The sequence below is a fragment of the Streptomyces sp. NPDC058145 genome, from assembly GCF_042884245.1.
In the GTDB taxonomy this organism is placed as follows: domain Bacteria; phylum Actinomycetota; class Actinomycetes; order Streptomycetales; family Streptomycetaceae; genus Streptomyces.
In genome coordinates, this window is the sequence record NZ_JBHVUH010000004.1 from 416917 (window position 1) to 432277 (window position 15361).

The 15361-nt window shown below is 72.6% G+C and carries 11 protein-coding genes, 4 tRNA genes and 1 other RNA gene; 11 read left to right on the forward strand and 5 right to left on the reverse strand.

Going from position 1 to position 15361, the window contains the following annotated elements; genetic code table 11:
* Positions 1–21: 21 nt before the first annotated feature.
* Positions 22–109 (reverse strand) — tRNA-Ser (locus tag ACFVVO_RS11940).
* A gap of 72 nt (positions 110–181) precedes the next feature.
* On the opposite strand from ACFVVO_RS11940, the gene ffs reads away from it, so the two are divergent.
* The 6 genes from ffs to ACFVVO_RS11970 all read left to right on the forward strand — a co-directional run bounded on the left by ffs (position 182) and on the right by ACFVVO_RS11970 (position 8989).
* Positions 182–280: signal recognition particle sRNA small type (gene ffs / locus ACFVVO_RS11945), an RNA gene on the forward strand.
* Between the two features lie 76 nt (positions 281–356).
* Positions 357–2660, forward strand: a complete 2304-nt coding sequence (locus ACFVVO_RS11950; protein WP_390053982.1) for a DNA polymerase III subunit gamma and tau — start codon at positions 357–359, stop codon at positions 2658–2660.
* Between the two features lie 106 nt (positions 2661–2766).
* Positions 2767–4017: a phosphoribosylamine--glycine ligase gene (gene purD / locus ACFVVO_RS11955; protein ID WP_390053984.1), complete on the forward strand. Its 1251-nt coding sequence runs from the start codon at positions 2767–2769 to the stop codon at positions 4015–4017.
* 274 nt (positions 4018–4291) lie between these two features.
* The gene (locus tag ACFVVO_RS11960; RefSeq protein ID WP_390053986.1) at positions 4292–6292 is read left to right on the forward strand and encodes a hypothetical protein; all 2001 of its coding nucleotides are present in this window, start codon (positions 4292–4294) and stop codon (positions 6290–6292) included.
* A 232-nt stretch (positions 6293–6524) separates the two neighbouring features.
* Positions 6525–8021, forward strand: a complete 1497-nt coding sequence (locus ACFVVO_RS11965; protein WP_390053988.1) for a N,N-dimethylformamidase beta subunit family domain-containing protein — start codon at positions 6525–6527, stop codon at positions 8019–8021.
* Positions 8022–8089: 68 nt separating this feature from the next.
* On the forward strand, positions 8090–8989 hold the full coding sequence (locus tag ACFVVO_RS11970) for a phosphoribosylaminoimidazolesuccinocarboxamide synthase (protein ID WP_390053990.1): 900 nt from the start codon (positions 8090–8092) through the stop codon (positions 8987–8989).
* Between the two features lie 68 nt (positions 8990–9057).
* Here ACFVVO_RS11970 and ACFVVO_RS11975 read toward each other — a convergent pair.
* From ACFVVO_RS11975 to ACFVVO_RS11990, 4 genes are all read right to left on the reverse strand, one after another.
* Positions 9058–9133 (reverse strand) — tRNA-Gly (locus ACFVVO_RS11975).
* Between the two features lie 332 nt (positions 9134–9465).
* Positions 9466–9538: transfer RNA gene (locus ACFVVO_RS11980), tRNA-Gly, on the reverse strand.
* An 82-nt stretch (positions 9539–9620) separates the two neighbouring features.
* Positions 9621–9692: transfer RNA gene (locus ACFVVO_RS11985), tRNA-Gly, on the reverse strand.
* Positions 9693–9850: 158 nt separating this feature from the next.
* On the reverse strand, positions 9851–10168 hold the full coding sequence (locus ACFVVO_RS11990) for an Lsr2 family protein (RefSeq protein ID WP_059249902.1): 318 nt from the start codon (positions 10166–10168) through the stop codon (positions 9851–9853).
* Between the two features lie 312 nt (positions 10169–10480).
* Here ACFVVO_RS11990 and purS point away from each other — a divergent pair, with 312 nt between their 5' ends.
* The 5 genes from purS (at position 10481) to ACFVVO_RS12015 (ending at position 15191) form a co-directional block, all read left to right on the forward strand.
* Positions 10481–10753, forward strand: coding sequence for a phosphoribosylformylglycinamidine synthase subunit PurS (purS, locus tag ACFVVO_RS11995; protein ID WP_250404436.1), 273 nt, complete (start codon positions 10481–10483; stop codon positions 10751–10753).
* Positions 10750–11430 carry a phosphoribosylformylglycinamidine synthase subunit PurQ gene (gene purQ / locus ACFVVO_RS12000; protein ID WP_390053992.1) on the forward strand — a complete coding sequence of 227 codons (681 nt, stop codon included), beginning with the start codon at positions 10750–10752 and terminating at the stop codon, positions 11428–11430. Before purS ends, purQ begins: the two co-directional genes overlap by 4 nt.
* On the forward strand, positions 11427–13685 hold the full coding sequence (purL, locus tag ACFVVO_RS12005; RefSeq protein WP_390053993.1) for a phosphoribosylformylglycinamidine synthase subunit PurL: 2259 nt from the start codon (positions 11427–11429) through the stop codon (positions 13683–13685). The genes purQ and purL overlap by 4 nt, the downstream gene beginning before the upstream one ends.
* Positions 13686–13893: 208 nt before the next feature.
* A complete protein-coding gene (locus tag ACFVVO_RS12010) occupies positions 13894–14691 on the forward strand; it encodes a sterol carrier family protein (RefSeq protein ID WP_390053995.1) in 798 nt (265 codons plus the stop codon).
* Between the two features lie 56 nt (positions 14692–14747).
* Complete coding sequence (locus ACFVVO_RS12015) at positions 14748–15191, forward strand: META domain-containing protein (protein ID WP_390053996.1); 444 nt, start codon at positions 14748–14750, stop codon at positions 15189–15191.
* Positions 15192–15361 lie beyond the last annotated feature (170 nt).

The following is a 15361-nucleotide window of genomic DNA, read 5'->3' on the forward strand; positions in this document are numbered from 1 at the left end:
ACATCGTGCCCGGTGAGGCACTGGCGGAGGATACGAGATTCGAACTCGTGAGGGGTTGCCCCCAACACGCTTTCCAAGCGTGCGCCCTAGGCCTCTAGGCGAATCCTCCGCCAGGAACATTACATGACCGAGGGGAGTGCTCGCGAACTCGTTCTCGCAGGCCGCCATCGGGTACTGTGGGCGCAGCCCCTCACGCGGCGCTATCTGACTGAACTCCCCCAGGGCCGGAAGGCAGCAAGGGTAGGTCGGCTCTGGCGGGTGCGTGGGGGGCGCTTGCGTTCGCGGGGCGGGACCGGGCCCGGGCGGGGAGCCTCGGGCGGGGTGGGTTGTCGGTGGGCGCCTATAACCTCGTATGCGTGTCGTCTCTCGCGCTGTACCGCCGCTATCGCCCGGAGACCTTTGGCGAGGTCATCGGGCAGGAGCATGTCACCGACCCGCTGCAGCAGGCGCTGCGGAACAACCGGGTCAATCACGCGTACCTGTTCAGCGGGCCGCGTGGCTGCGGGAAGACGACCAGCGCGCGCATCCTGGCCCGCTGCCTCAACTGTGAGCAGGGCCCCACCCCGACGCCCTGCGGCGAGTGCCAGTCGTGCCAGGACCTGGCCAGGAACGGGCCGGGGTCGATCGACGTCATCGAGATCGACGCGGCGTCCCACGGTGGTGTGGACGACGCCCGTGAGCTGCGCGAGAAGGCCTTCTTCGGGCCCGCGAGCAGCCGGTACAAGATCTACATCATCGACGAGGCCCACATGGTCTCCCCGCAGGGCTTCAACGCGCTGCTGAAGGTCGTGGAGGAGCCCCCGGAGCACCTCAAGTTCATCTTCGCCACGACCGAGCCCGAGAAGGTCATCGGGACCATCCGGTCGCGGACCCATCACTACCCCTTCCGGCTCGTCCCGCCGGGCACCCTGCGGGACTACCTGGCCGAGGTGTGTGGTCGCGAGGACATCCCGGTCGAGGAAGGCGTGCTGCCGCTCGTCGTGCGGGCCGGCGCCGGTTCCGTTCGTGACTCGATGTCCGTCATGGACCAGCTCCTCGCCGCCGCCGGGGAGGAGGGTGTGACGTATGCCATGGCCACCTCCCTGCTCGGGTACACCGACGGGTCGCTGCTCGACTCCGTCGTCGAGGCCTTCGCCACCGGCGACGGAGCCGCCGCCTTCGAGGTCGTCGACCGGATCATCGAGGGCGGCAACGATCCGCGCCGGTTCGTCGCCGACCTGCTGGAGCGGCTGCGGGACCTGGTGATCCTGGCGGCGGTTCCGGACGCCGTCGAGAAGGGGCTCATCGACCGCCCGGCCGATGTGCTGGAGCGCATGCAGGCGCAGGCCTCCACCTTCGGCGCCGCCGAGCTGAGCCGCGCCGCCGATCTCGTCAACGACGGCCTCACCGAGATGCGCGGCGCCAACTCCCCGCGCCTCCAGCTCGAACTGATCTGCGCCCGGGTGCTGCTCCCCGCCGCCTACGGCGACGAGCGGTCCCTCCTGGCCCGCCTCGACCGGCTGGAGCGCGGCGTCGGCTTCTCGGGCGGCGGCGGTGCGCCCGCCATGGGGTACGCCCCCGGTCCCGACGCCCACGCCGGCATGGCCCCGAGTGGCGCGCCGGTGCCGCCCGGCGGCGGTCCCGCCGCGGCCCGCGCGGCCGTACGGGGACCGGGCGGACAGCCCGCCGGGCCCGGTGTCCACGGAGGTGGCTCTGGTGCCGGGGAACCCTCGGCACCCGCACCCGCACCCGCGCCCGCTCCGGTGACGCCCCCCGCCCCGGCGGCCCCCGCACCCGTGGCGCAGGCCCCTGCGCCCGCCGCGCCCGCCCCCGCCGCTCCCGAGCCTTCGGCCCCTGCCGCTGCCCCCGCCCCCGGTGCCTGGCCGACCGCCGCCGCGGCCGGTGGCGGGCGGCGGCCCGGTGGGTGGCCCACGGCCGCCGCGACGGGCTCGCAGCAGGGCGGCGCCGCTCCGGCCCGCTCCCAGCCGCAGCGCCAGGAGCCGCCCGCTCCGGCGGCTCCGGCGGCTCCCGCGGCGAGCGCCCCGGCCCCGGCGGCTCCCCAGGTCGGCGGGCTCGACCCCCGCATGCTCTGGCCCAACATCCTCGAGGCCGTCAAGAACCGCCGGCGCTTCACCTGGATCCTGCTCAGCCAGAACGCCCAGGTGGCCGGCTTCGACGGCACCACCCTCCAGATCGGCTTCGTCAACGCCGGTGCCCGGGACAACTTCGCGAGCAGCGGCAGCGAGGACGTGCTGCGGCAGGCGCTGGCCGAGCAGTTCAGCGTGCAGTGGAAGATCGAGGCGGTCGTCGACCCCTCGGGCGGCTCCGCACTCCCGCCGTCCGGCGGCGCACCGGGCTTCGGCGGAGGTGGCGGAGGCGGTGGCGCGGGCTACGGCGGCGCACCCGCCGGCGATTACGGCGCCCCGGCCGCCCCCCGTCCCGCGGCACCCCAGCCGGCCTCGCCGGCGCCCGCCTCGTCCCGGGGCGGCGCTCCGGCAGGACCGGCGCAGGCCGCCCCCGCTCCCCAGCCGGCCCGGGCGCCCGAACCGGCCCCCGTCGCGCCCGAGGACGACATCCCCGAGGACGACGACCCCGACCTCGACGAGTCCGCCCTGTCCGGCCAGGGCCTGATCGTGCGGGAGCTGGGAGCGACGGTGGTGGAGGAGATCACCAACGAGTAGCGGGCCCCCTGGCCCCGTCCGCCGACGGGGCCCGACCGCCGTTCGTAGGAACCCACAAGAAGCCCGCCCGGCGGACTTCGGCAACCTTGCCATTAGGCTGAGCCCCGTGAAGGTCCTCGTCATCGGCAGCGGTGCCCGCGAACACGCCCTGTGCCGCTCCCTGTCCCTCGACCCCGACATCACCGCCCTGCACTGCGCACCCGGCAACGCCGGGATCGCCGAGGTGGCCGAACTGCACCAGGTCGACGCGCTCGACGGCAAGGCCGTGGCCGCGCTGGCCGGTGACCTGGAAGCCGACCTCGTCGTCGTCGGCCCGGAGGCCCCGCTGGTCGCCGGTGTGGCCGACGCGGTCCGCGAGGCGGGCATCCCGGTGTTCGGCCCCTCCGGGGAGGCCGCGCAGCTCGAGGGTTCCAAGGCCTTCGCCAAGGACGTGATGGCGGCGGCCGGGGTGCCGACCGCGCGGTCGTACGTCTGCACCACGGAGGCCGAGGTCGCCGAGGCCCTGGACGCCTTCGGGGCGCCCTACGTCGTCAAGGACGACGGTCTCGCCGCGGGCAAGGGAGTCGTGGTCACCTCCGACCTCGACGCCGCCAAGGCGCACGCGGCGGCCTGTGAGCGCGTGGTCATCGAGGAGTTCCTCGACGGTCCCGAGGTGTCGCTGTTCGCCATCACCGACGGCCGGACCGTCGTACCCCTCCAGCCCGCCCAGGACTTCAAGCGCGCCCTGGACGGCGACGAGGGTCCCAACACCGGTGGCATGGGCGCTTACTCGCCGCTGCCCTGGGCCGAACCCAAGCTGGTCGAAGAGGTGCTGCAGACGGTGCTGCGGCCGACCGTGGACGAGATGCGGCGCCGGGGCACCTCGTTCTCCGGGCTGCTGTACGCCGGTCTCGCGATCACCTCGCGCGGCATGCGCGTCATCGAGTTCAACGCCCGCTTCGGCGACCCCGAGACCCAGGTCGTGCTGGCCCGCCTGCGGACCCCGCTGGCCGGCGTGCTGCTCGCCGCCGCGAACGGCACCCTGGCCGACCTCGAGCCGCTGCGCTGGAGCGAGGACGCGGCCGTCACCGTCGTCGTCGCCTCGCACAACTACCCCGGCACCCCGCGCACCGGCGATCCCATCACCGGTCTGGACGAGGTGGCCGCCGAGGACGCCCCGCACGCCTACGTCCTGCACGCCGGGACGAAGCGGGACGGCGACGCGGTCGTCAGCGCGGGCGGGCGGGTGCTCTCGGTCACGGCGACCGGCGAGGACCTGGCCGGAGCCCGCGAGCGGGCGTACCGGGCGGTGGACCGCATCCGCCTCGACGGCTCCCAGCACCGCACGGACATCGCGGCACGGGCGGCGGGCGCCTGACCGGCCCTCCCGACCCTCCCGCACACCCCAGGCCCCGGACCCCGAATCCGGGGCCTGATCATTGCTGCCTGTCGCCCAGCTCTGACCAAAGCCATTCCATCGAGTGAGCAATCCCCCATACGGCTGACGGGGACCGGGGCCCCAACTATGGTGCGGCGCAAGCGTTCCGGCACTTGGCCCACCGGCATTGCGATGTCAGTGACGGGTGCCACAGTGGGGGAGTGAGCAACGCCAGGACAGCGCGGGATCGGCAGGGAGGGGGTGAGGTCCGATCATGACCGGAACCGGAGTCGAGGCGGGTGCGCAGGCCGCGCGCTCGTGGGCCCTGGCCGTGCTGCGCGTCCGAGGCCGGGCACTGGGCGTGGCCCTGCTGCCCGCGGCCGTCGAGGTGGTCCTGCTGACGGGCGGTGCCACCGGCCGGCTCACCGGTCCGGGCTGGGACAGCGCCCGCTGGGCCGTGGGCGTGCCTGCCGCGCTCGTGCTGCTGGCCGCGGCCGGCGTCGCGCTGGTGGTGGCCCGTGCCCGGCCGGCCGTGAGTCCCACGGTCCCGGTCGCCGAGAAGTCGGCCCCGGACCTGTACCGGCTGGTGCGCGACCTCGCCGACCGGCTGGATGTTCCCGCGCCCTCGGCCATAGCGCTCACCCCGGACTGCGACAGCTGGCTGGAGGACCGGGCCCACCCGGCCCACGGCCCGCCCCCGCGGCCCGCGCACGACGAACCGGCGGCCCCCGGCCCTGGACCGGGCCCCGACGGCCGGCGGCGGGCCGTCACCGCCCCCGTCCTCGTCATCGGCTCTCCGTTCCTGTGGTGGATGCGCGTCGGTGAGCTGCGCGCGGTCCTGGCCCCGGTCGTCGCGGGTACGGGTCCCTCCGCGCACCCGGACATAGCCGCCGCCCGCCGCTTCGTCCGCGGACTCGACGCTGCGGTGGCCGTCGCCTCGACGCCCGGCCGCTGTCCGCTGACCCGGGTCGTGTGCGCGGCCCTCGACTGGGTCGTCCGGCTGATGCTGCGCGGTTGCCGCGAGCACGCGGCCCTGATGGAGCGCGGGGTCGCCGCGGCCGCCGCCGAGCGCGCGCAGACCGTGGACTACGGACTGCGGATCGTCGCCCAGGAGCAGGTCGGCCTCGCCTACGCGGGCTGGGACCGGCTGCTGACCAAGGTGGCGCTGCCCGCCTGGCGCATGGGCCGCTGGCCCTCCCGGCTGGACGCGGGTGTCGTGTCCGCCCTGACCGAGCTGTCCCGGCGCGACCGTCTGGCCGAGGGCTTCGCCTCCCGCCTCGGTGAGCGCCCCGCCTGCGACCTCCTGGAGGAGCCCGGCGCGGTGGACGAGGCCGCCTCCCTGCTCGCCGCCCGCCTGTTCCACGGCGGCCCGGCCGAGACCGGCCCGGACTGGGCACCGGTGGACTGGCAGGCGTATCCGGAGGAGGTCGTCGACCGCACCTGGCGCGCCCACGCGGCACGGCTGCACCGCGTCCTGGACTCCCTCGGCGTCCGCCCCGCCCCCACCGCTCCCGGCCAGGGCGGCCCCACGCTGGCCCGGGTCCTGGACCACCTCGCGGAGCACGGCCACCCGTCCACCGGCTCCGCGCCCGACCCGGCCGGGAGCCCGGACGACGGCCGGCCGACGACCCCGGAACCGGCCGCCGGCGACGAGCCCCCCGCCTCGATCGGCCCGGCCGGTGAGCGGGCCGGCGTCGTCGCGGGCACCCCCACCGCGGACGCGGGCACCCCCACCGCGGACGCGGGCGCCCCCTCCGCCGACGTCGACGCGACCCCGACCGACCACTCCACCCCGTCCCCCGAGCCGACCGCCACTGAGGACGACACGGCCGCCGAGGACGACACCGCCGCCGAGGACGACGACACCGACCCCGGTACCGAGCGCAGCGCGGTCCTCGCCGCCGGGCTGAGCGCGGAGCTGGCCCGGGAGGAGGCCGCGGCGCCGAAGGGCGCGACCGCCGCCGGGCTGTTTCCGGACAGCTCGCTCTGGGACGACGGCGCCCTGCCGCTGTTCCCGCTCCAGCCCCCGCGCACCGGACGCGACCTGCTCGCCGATCACGTCGCGGCGATGGTCTGCTGTGCCGCCGTGGACACGGCCGGCGCGGCCCCCGCCCTCGACTGGCTGGACGGCCCCTCCCTGCTGCTGGACGGTGAGCGGGCCGCCGACCTCGGGCCCAAGGTGCTGCACCTGATCGAGGAGGGCGACCCCGGCCCGCTCCGCGACTGGCTGAGCGCGACCGGGATACGCCCGGAGAAGCCGGTGCGGCTCGTCTGACCCCCCGCTCGGCGCCCGCCCGGCACCCCGCCGGGGGCCATAGCGGATCCGGCGCCGTAACGGAGGGTGGACTTCCAGTTCAGGTCAATTCGCAACGAACAGTGACCAAGTCCGTGCGTTATGTGATGTGCTGGGACCGACCGCGCACATGGCAAAGGCATGCGACATACGACAGCACGACCGAGCAGCACGCACCACGCTGGCAACGGGGGCATGAGGGAGGGGAGCGTCCATGGCCTCGGACCACATCCGCCGCTGGGAGTCCGGAGCGCTCGCGCACGCCGTCACGGACCCCTTCGGCCAGGGACCGGTTCCCTGGCTGCGCGGCAGTGAGACGTACTTCGACGACACCGGGCACGTCGTGCCCTGGTACGTCGACCCGAGCCCGCAGCAGCTCGCCGGCGAGCGGCCGCGCGTCCCCGCGCCGCGCACGGCCGGGCCGGGGCCCCGCTCGGCCGACGACGTGTACCGCCAGATCAAGGGCTTCACCTCCACGGGGGCGGTCGCGCCCGGCGAGGCGATCGACTTCCACATCACGGTCGACCCGCCGCAACAGTTCGGCGTCGACATCTACCGGATCGGCCACTACGGCGGCGACGGCGCCTCGAAGATCACCACCAGCCCCCGGCTCTCCGGCATCGTCCAGCCCCCGCCGCTGGCCGCCGACCGCACGGTGTCCTGCCACCACTGGTGGCTCTCCTGGCGCCTCCAGGTGCCCTCGCACTGGTCCGTCGGCGCCTATGTGGCCGTCCTCACCACCGCCGACGGCTACCGCTCCCACGTGCCCTTCACGGTCCGCGACAACCACCCGGCCGACCTGCTCCTGCTGCTGCCCGACATCACCTGGCAGGCGTACAACCTCTACCCGGAGGACGGCCGCACCGGCGCCAGCCTGTACCACGCCTGGGACGAGAAGGGCTGTCTGCTCGGCGAACCGGACGCGGCCACCACGGTCTCCTTCGACCGCCCGTACGCGGGCGCCGGACTGCCCCTGCACGTCGGCCACGCCTACGACTTCATCCGCTGGGCCGAGCGCTACGGCTACGACATCGCCTACGCCGACGCCCGCGACCTGCACGCCGGCCGCGTCGACCCCACCCGGTACCGGGGACTGGTCTTCCCCGGCCACGACGAGTACTGGTCGGCGCCGATGCGCCGGGCCGTCGAGAACGCCCGGGACCACGGCACCTCCCTGGTCTTCCTCTCCGCCAACACCATGTACTGGCAGGTGGAGCTGGGCCCGTCCGCGTCCGGCGTCCCCGACCGGCTGCTGACCTGCCGCAAGCGCAAGGGCCCCGGAAAGCCGGTGCTGTGGCGCGAGATCGACCGGCCCGAGCAGCAGCTCGTCGGCATCCAGTACGCGGGCCGCGTCCCCGAGCCGCATCCGCTGATCGTCCGCAACGCGGGCCACTGGCTGTGGGACGCGACCGGGGCGCACGAGGGCGACGAGATCGACGGCCTGGTGGCGGGCGAGGCGGACCGTTACTTCCCGCGCACCCCGCTGCCCGAGCACGACGAGCGCATCCTGCTCGCCCACTCCCCCTACACCGACAACGACGGCGTCCAGCGGCACCAGGAGACCTCCCTCTACCGGGCCCCCTCCGGCGCCTGGGTGTTCGCCTCCGGCACCTTCGCCTGGTCGCCGTCCCTGGACCGCCCCGGCCATGTGGATGCGCGTATCCAGCGGGCCACGGCGAACCTGCTGGACCGCATCTGCAAACGGGACTGACCCGCTGTCGTCGGCGCTTGTCCGATACGGGACAATCGAGCCATAGGACAGAACCACGGGGAGGAACCGTGTCCGGATTCGTAGAAAAGCCCGAGCCGATTCAGGTTCCGGGCTTGGTGCACCTGCACACCGGCAAGGTGCGCGAGCTGTACCAGAACGAGGCGGGCGACCTCGTGATGGTCGCCAGCGACCGCATGTCCGCCTACGACTGGGTGCTGCCCACGGAGATCCCCGACAAGGGCCGGGTCCTCACCCGGCTCTCCCTGTGGTGGTTCGAGCAGCTGCGTGACCTGGCTCCGAACCATGTGATCAGCACCGACCTCCCCGAGCACGCCCCCGCCGACTGGGCGGGCCGCACGCTGGTCTGCAAGTCCCTGCGGATGGTCCCGGTCGAGTGCGTGGCCCGCGGCTACCTCACCGGCTCGGGCCTCGCCGAGTACGACGAGTCCCGCACCGTCTGCGGACTGGCCCTGCCCGAGGGCCTGGTGGACGGATCGGAGCTGCCCGCCCCGATCTTCACCCCGGCCACCAAGGCCGAGGTCGGCGAGCACGACGAGAACGTCTCCTACGAGGAGGTCGCCCGCCAGGTCGGCGCGGACACCGCCGCCCAGCTCCGGCAGGCCACGCTCGCCGTGTACTCCCGCGCCCGGGACGTCGCCCGCGACCGCGGAATCATCCTGGCCGACACCAAGTTCGAGTTCGGCTTCGACGGCGACACCCTGGTCCTCGCCGACGAGGTGCTCACCCCGGACTCCTCCCGCTTCTGGCCGGCCGACCAGTGGCAGCCCGGCCGCGCGCAGCCGTCGTACGACAAGCAGTACGTCCGGGACTGGCTGACCTCCGCCGAGTCCGGCTGGGACCGCAGGAGCGAGCAGCCCCCGCCGGCGTTGCCCCAGCGGGTGGTCGAGGCGACCCGGCAGAAGTACGTGGACGCGTACGAGCGGCTGACCGGCACCGCCTGGTCCTGACGCCGAGGCCCCCGGCGAAGAGCCGGGGGCACGCGGAAAGCCCCCGGCCGGAACCGGGGGCTTCTCCATGGAGCGGACGACGAGGCTCGAACTCGCGACCTCAACCTTGGCAAGGTTGCGCTCTACCAACTGAGCTACGTCCGCATTGCGCCGTGGCGCGAGAGCAACTATACCCAACCTCGCGGGTGCGCGGGACGCACTGCGGCCCGACGGTCCCGGCACCGGACTCCGTCGGGCCCGGGGCAGACCGGTCCCGCCCGCCCGGCGAAGCTCCGTCGGGGGTCAACTCCACGTCGGCACAGCGGTTTCCGGGGTGCGTGGTGCGGATGATGCGGGTGAGCCGTCGCGCGCCGGCCTCCCCTGGTGCGGGCCGTGAGGATGTGGCGACCTTCACATGTCCGGTGCCTGCGGGGAGCGTTTGGGAAGGACCTGGCGCACGAAAAAGCCCCGGTCCAGAAGACCGGGGCTTTTTACCGAGCGGACGACGAGGCTCGAACTCGCGACCTCAACCTTGGCAAGGTTGCGCTCTACCAACTGAGCTACGTCCGCACTGCCCCCGAGCGGCTCCCACCGATCGGTGCGAGCACCAGCCTACCTGATCCACAGGAGTGGTCGGTACGACCGATGCCAGAGCGGGTGACAGGAATTGCACACTGCGCCTTCCCCCTGGAAGGGGGATGTTCTACTACTGAACTACACCCGCACGGTCCGTGGGATCCGGCCTTCCGGCCTCGCCCCTCGGCGTGTTCCAGACATTAGCTGATCAGCAGGGGGGTAGCGCAAGTCGCCCCCCGGTGCGACCAAGTGCACGGCCCCCAGGGCCCGCTGACGGACCCTGAGGGCTCGCCCCTTCGCGGGCCCTCACTGCGCGGCGCTGAACGCCTCGTAGACCTTCTTCGGGATGCGTCCGCGCGCCGGCACGTCCATCTTGTTCGCCTGGGCCCAGGCCCGGACGGCCGCCGGGTCGGGGGCGACCTCCGTCTGCTTGTACGCCTTGCCGGAACGCGAGCGCTTGCGGCCCGCCTCCACGTAGGGCGCGAGCGCCTTGCGCAGTTTTTCGGCGTTGGTTTCGTTCAGGTCGATCTCGTACGACTTGCCGTCGAGCCCGAAGGCGATCGTCTCCGCCGCTTCCGAGCCGTCGATGTCGTCAAAGAGAGTGACCACGACCTTTTGCGCCACGAATATCGGTCCCTTCGTGCGGCACGTCGATACAGCTCATCTGGCGATGACGTGCCGAGTATCGGCTATTGCCAATTCATTTGTACAGTGCCCGGCAATGCAAAGTGAAGCCCGACTAAATCCGCCCGCGTGTCCCCGTGCAATAGATGTCGTGGGTGGGTCTGTGGAACTTTCCCAGAACTTTTCGCGAGGGGGCGCGCCTGTCACCCGATCGTGATGCGGCTCACGTAGTTTCCTACAACTCTACCCGCGTAGAAATTTTGTGCGGGTAGTCTGAAGGAACCTGCTCAGCACCACACACCGGGAGTGCCAGTGGCACGCGTCGTAGTCGACGTCATGCTCAAGCCGGAGATCCTCGACCCCCAGGGCCAGGCGGTCCAGCGTGCGCTGCCGCGCCTGGGTTTCGAAGGGATCTCGGACGTCCGTCAGGGAAAGCGTTTCGAACTGGAAGTTGACGGGCCGGTCGACGAGGCCGTGCTCGCCCGCATCCACGATCTTGCGGAATCCTTCCTCGCCAACACGGTGATCGAGGACTTCATCGTCAAGGTGGAAGAGGGTGCGGAAGTCGCGGAGGCGGCCAAGTGACCGCTCGTATTGGCGTCGTCACTTTCCCGGGAAGTCTCGATGACCGGGACACCCAGCGCGCGATCCGCCTCGCGGGTGCCGAACCGGTCGCGCTGTGGCACAAGGACAAGGACCTCAAGCAGGTCGACGCCGTTGTGCTGCCCGGCGGTTTCTCCTACGGCGACTATCTGCGGGCCGGCGCCATCTCCCGGTTCTCGCCGGTGATGGAGGCGGTCATCGAGCAGGCGAAGGCCGGACTTCCGGTCCTCGGTATCTGCAACGGTTTCCAGGTCCTCACCGAGGCGCACCTCCTGCCGGGCGGCATGCTGGGCAACGACCACCTCCACTTCATCTGCCGTGACCAGAAGCTGCGGGTGGAGAACGCGGAGACCTCGTGGACCGGCGACTACCGCCAGGGCCAGGAGATCCACATCCCGCTGAAGAACATGGACGGCCGGTACGTCGCCGACCAGTACACGCTGGACAAGCTGGAGGCGGAGGGCCGGGTCGCGTTCCGGTACCTGGACTTCAACCCCAACGGCTCGCTCAACGACATCGCCGGCATCACCAACGAGGCCGGGAACGTCGTCGGCCTCATGCCGCACCCCGAGCACGCCGTCGAGCCGCTGATCGGTTCGGGCCGCACCGACGGCCTCCCCTTCTTCACCTCGATCCTCAAGAAGCTGGTCAACGCATGAGCCGGACGCCTCTGGACACGGTCGAGCACGCGGCCGCGACCCCCGACGTCGAGCTGCCCTGGGCCGAACTCGGTCTGAAGAAGGACGAGTACGAGCGTGTGGTGGAGATCCTCGGCCGCCGCCCGACCGGCGCCGAACTCGCCATGTACTCGGTCATGTGGTCCGAGCACTGCTCGTACAAGTCCTCCAAGGTCCACCTGCGCCAGTTCGGCGAGAAGGCGCCCCAGTCGGACGCGCTGCTCGTCGGCATCGGCGAGAACGCCGGCGTGGTGGACGTCGGCCAGGGTTACGCGGTCACCTTCAAGGTCGAGTCGCACAACCACCCGTCGTACGTCGAGCCCTACCAGGGCGCGGCCACGGGTGTCGGCGGCATCGTGCGCGACATCATCGCGATGGGCGCGCGCCCGGTGGCCGTGGTCGACCCGCTGCGCTTCGGCGCGGCCGACCACCCCGACACCAAGCGCGTGCTGCCCGGCGTGGTCGCGGGTATCGGCGGCTACGGCAACTGCCTGGGCCTGCCCAACATCGGCGGCGAGGTCGTCTTCGACGCCTGCTACCAGGGCAACCCGCTGGTCAACGCCGGCGCCATCGGTGTGATGCGGCACGAGGACATCCACCTCGCCAAGGCCTCCGGCGCGGGCAACAAGGTCATCCTGTACGGCGCCCGGACCGGCGGCGACGGCATCGGCGGCGCGTCCATCCTCGCCTCCGAGACCTTCGACGACGCCAAGCCGAGCAAGCGCCCGGCCGTCCAGGTCGGCGACCCCTTCCAGGAGAAGCTCCTCATCGAGTGCACCCTGGAGGCGTTCAAGGAGAAGCTGGTCGTCGGCATCCAGGACCTCGGCGCGGCCGGCCTGTCCTGTGCCACCTCCGAGCTGGCCTCCAACGGCTCCGGCGGCATGCGCGTCACCCTGGACGACGTACCGCTGCGCGACTCCACGCTCTCGCCCGAGGAGATCCTCATGAGCGAGTCGCAGGAACGCATGTGCGCGGTGGTCGAGCCGGAGAAGGTCGACCGGTTCCTCGAGATCTGCGACAAGTGGGACGTCATCGCCACCGTCATCGGTGAGGTCACCGACGGCGACCGGCTGGAGATCTTCTGGCACGGCGGCAAGATCGTCGACGTCGACCCGCGCACGGTCGCCCACGAGGGCCCGACCTACGAGCGCCCGTACGCCCGCCCGTCCTGGCAGGACGTGCTCCAGGCGGACGACGCGAACAAGCTGCCGCGGCCGGCGACGGGCGAGGAGCTGAAGGACCAGGTCCTGAAGCTGGTGTCCTCCCCCAACCAGGCCTCCAAGAAGTGGATCACCTCGCAGTACGACCACTTCGTGCAGGGCAACACCGTCCTCGCCCAGCCCGAGGACTCCGGCATGATCCGCATCGACGAGGAGACCGGCCTCGGCGTCGCCATCGCGACGGACGGCAACGGCCGCTACGCCAAGCTGGACCCGTACGCGGGCGCCCAGCTGGCCCTCGCCGAGGCCTACCGGAACGTGGCGACGACCGGCGCCAAGCCGCTCGCCGTCTCCGACTGCCTGAACTTCGGTTCGCCCGAGGACCCGGCGGTGATGTGGCAGTTCGCGGAGGCCGTCCGCGGACTCGCGGACGGCTGCCTGCAGCTCGGCACGCCGGTGACCGGCGGCAACGTCTCGCTCTACAACCAGACCGGTGAGGCGGCCATCCACCCGACGCCGGTGGTCGCCGTCCTCGGCGTCATCGACGACGTGGCCCGTCGCACCCAGGTCGCCTTCCAGGAGGACGGCCAGCTCCTGTACCTCCTCGGCGACACGCGTGAGGAGTTCGGCGGCTCGGCCTGGTCCCAGGTGGTCCACGACCACCTCGGCGGTCTGCCCCCGAAGGTCGACCTGGAGCGCGAGCGGCTGCTGGCCGAGATCCTGATCTCCGCTTCCCGCGACGGCATGATCGACTCCGCGCACGACCTGTCCGACGGCGGTCTGGTCCAGGCGGTCGTGGAGTCGGCGCTGCTCGGCGGCAAGGGCGCGCGGCTGGTCGTCCCGGACGGCCTGGACGCCTTCACCTTCCTGTTCTCCGAGTCGGCCGGCCGCGCCGTCGTCGCCGTGCCGCGCTCGGAGGAGGTCCGCTTCAACGACATGTGCGGCGCACGTGGCCTGCCGGTCACCCGCATCGGTGTCGTGGACGGCGACTCTGTCGAGGTGCAGGGCGAGTTCGCGCTCTCCCTCGGCGAGCTGAGCGAGGCCCACGAGGCGACGATCCCGGCGCTGCTGGCGTAACCCTCACTCGCGCACCGCGCACACAGGCCCCGTCCGGCGCACCGGACGGGGCCTCGTGCGTCCACCGGGGCCGAGCCCGCGAGATTGCCACCGCGACGGCCCAGGGTGGCGGCGGGCCGAAGGACTGCGCGGTGAAGCGCCGAGGTGCGCCGCGCACCGGGTGGAAACCGGCTGAGGCCGGGCCCCGGTGCGGCATAGGGTCACTGTCATGTCTCCGGCCAAGAGGCGCGCCCGCGCCTACGACCCCGCCAGGACCCGTGCCGCGGTTCTCGCCCAGCTCGGCCACGTACGGGAGGCCGTCCGGGGCCTCGGCCCCGAGCAGCTCGCCCTGCCCACCCGGCTCGGCGCGTGGACCGTACGGGAACTGGTCGCGCACATCGGCATGGCCGTCACCGCGGTCCACCGGTCCCTGGAGCTGCCGGCCCCGCCGAAGCAGGACGTCCGGGTGGCCGAGTGGCCCTTCGCGACCGCCGCCGACTCCGCCGCGATCGACGCGTTCACCCGCGACCTCGTCACCGAGCGGCCCGACCCCGACGCCTACCTCGCCGAGGTCGACGCCGGTCTGCGCACCCTGCTCGATGCCCACCCCGGCGGCCGGCTCCTGCGGACCAACGCGGGCGCCCTCCCGCTGGACGACTACCTCGTCACCCGAGCCGTGGAACTCGTCGTGCACACCGACGACCTCAACGCCGCCGTACCCGGCCTCGAGGTGCCCTACGACCGCCAGGCGCTGGCCGCCGCCACCCGGCTCCTCGCCGACGCCCTCGCGGTGAAGGCGCCAGGCGCCTCCACCGAGGTGCGGGTGCCGCCGTACGCCGTGGTGCAGTGCGTCGAAGGGCCCCGGCACACCCGGGGCACCCCGCCCAACGTCGTGGAGACCGACCCGCTGACCTGGATCCGGCTGGCCACCGGCCGGCTGGACTTCGGGACCGCCGTGGCCGGGGCGTTGGTCAGCGCCAGCGGGGAGCGGGCCGGCATCGGGGAACTGCTGCCGCTCATGGCGTGACGGAACCGGTGGCCGGGGCGCCGCGTCGAATCCATATGAACCGGTACAAGCAGCGCATGTCCCTGACGGCGGCCGCCGTGCTCGTCCCGCTCACGGTGGCATGTGGCAGCACCCCCACCGGGCAGGCGAACAGCGGCTCGGCCGGCGTGCGGCAGCCCGTGACCGGCGTCGACTGGCGGGTCGACGGCCTCACCGCCGGCGGCACCACCCTGCGGGCGCCCGCCACCGCGCGCCTGCGGATCGGCACCGACGGACAGGCGGGCGGCAACCTCGGCTGCAACGGCTTCGGCGCCCGGGCCACCGTGCACGGCGACCGGATCACGTTCGGTGACATCCGGTCCACCAAGATGGCCTGCGACGAGGACCGCATGACCTTCGAACGCGCCTTCGCCCGCTTCCTCACCACCGGCACGATCACCGCCAGGACCGCCGACGGGAAGCTGACGCTCACCGACGGCGACGGCGACCGGCTGCACCTCAGCCGCGGCGCACCCGAATGATGTGCGACACCTCACTCACACACCCCGCGGACGGCCCCGAACCACTGCCCGATGACCGGGCCCACGCCCGATTTCGGCCCCGTCTCACCGCGTTGACCTGCGAAAGCCAGGAAACCGCCAAGGTGATCGACGAACGCCGCTCCGAGGCGGCCGCGCATCCCCAATTCGGA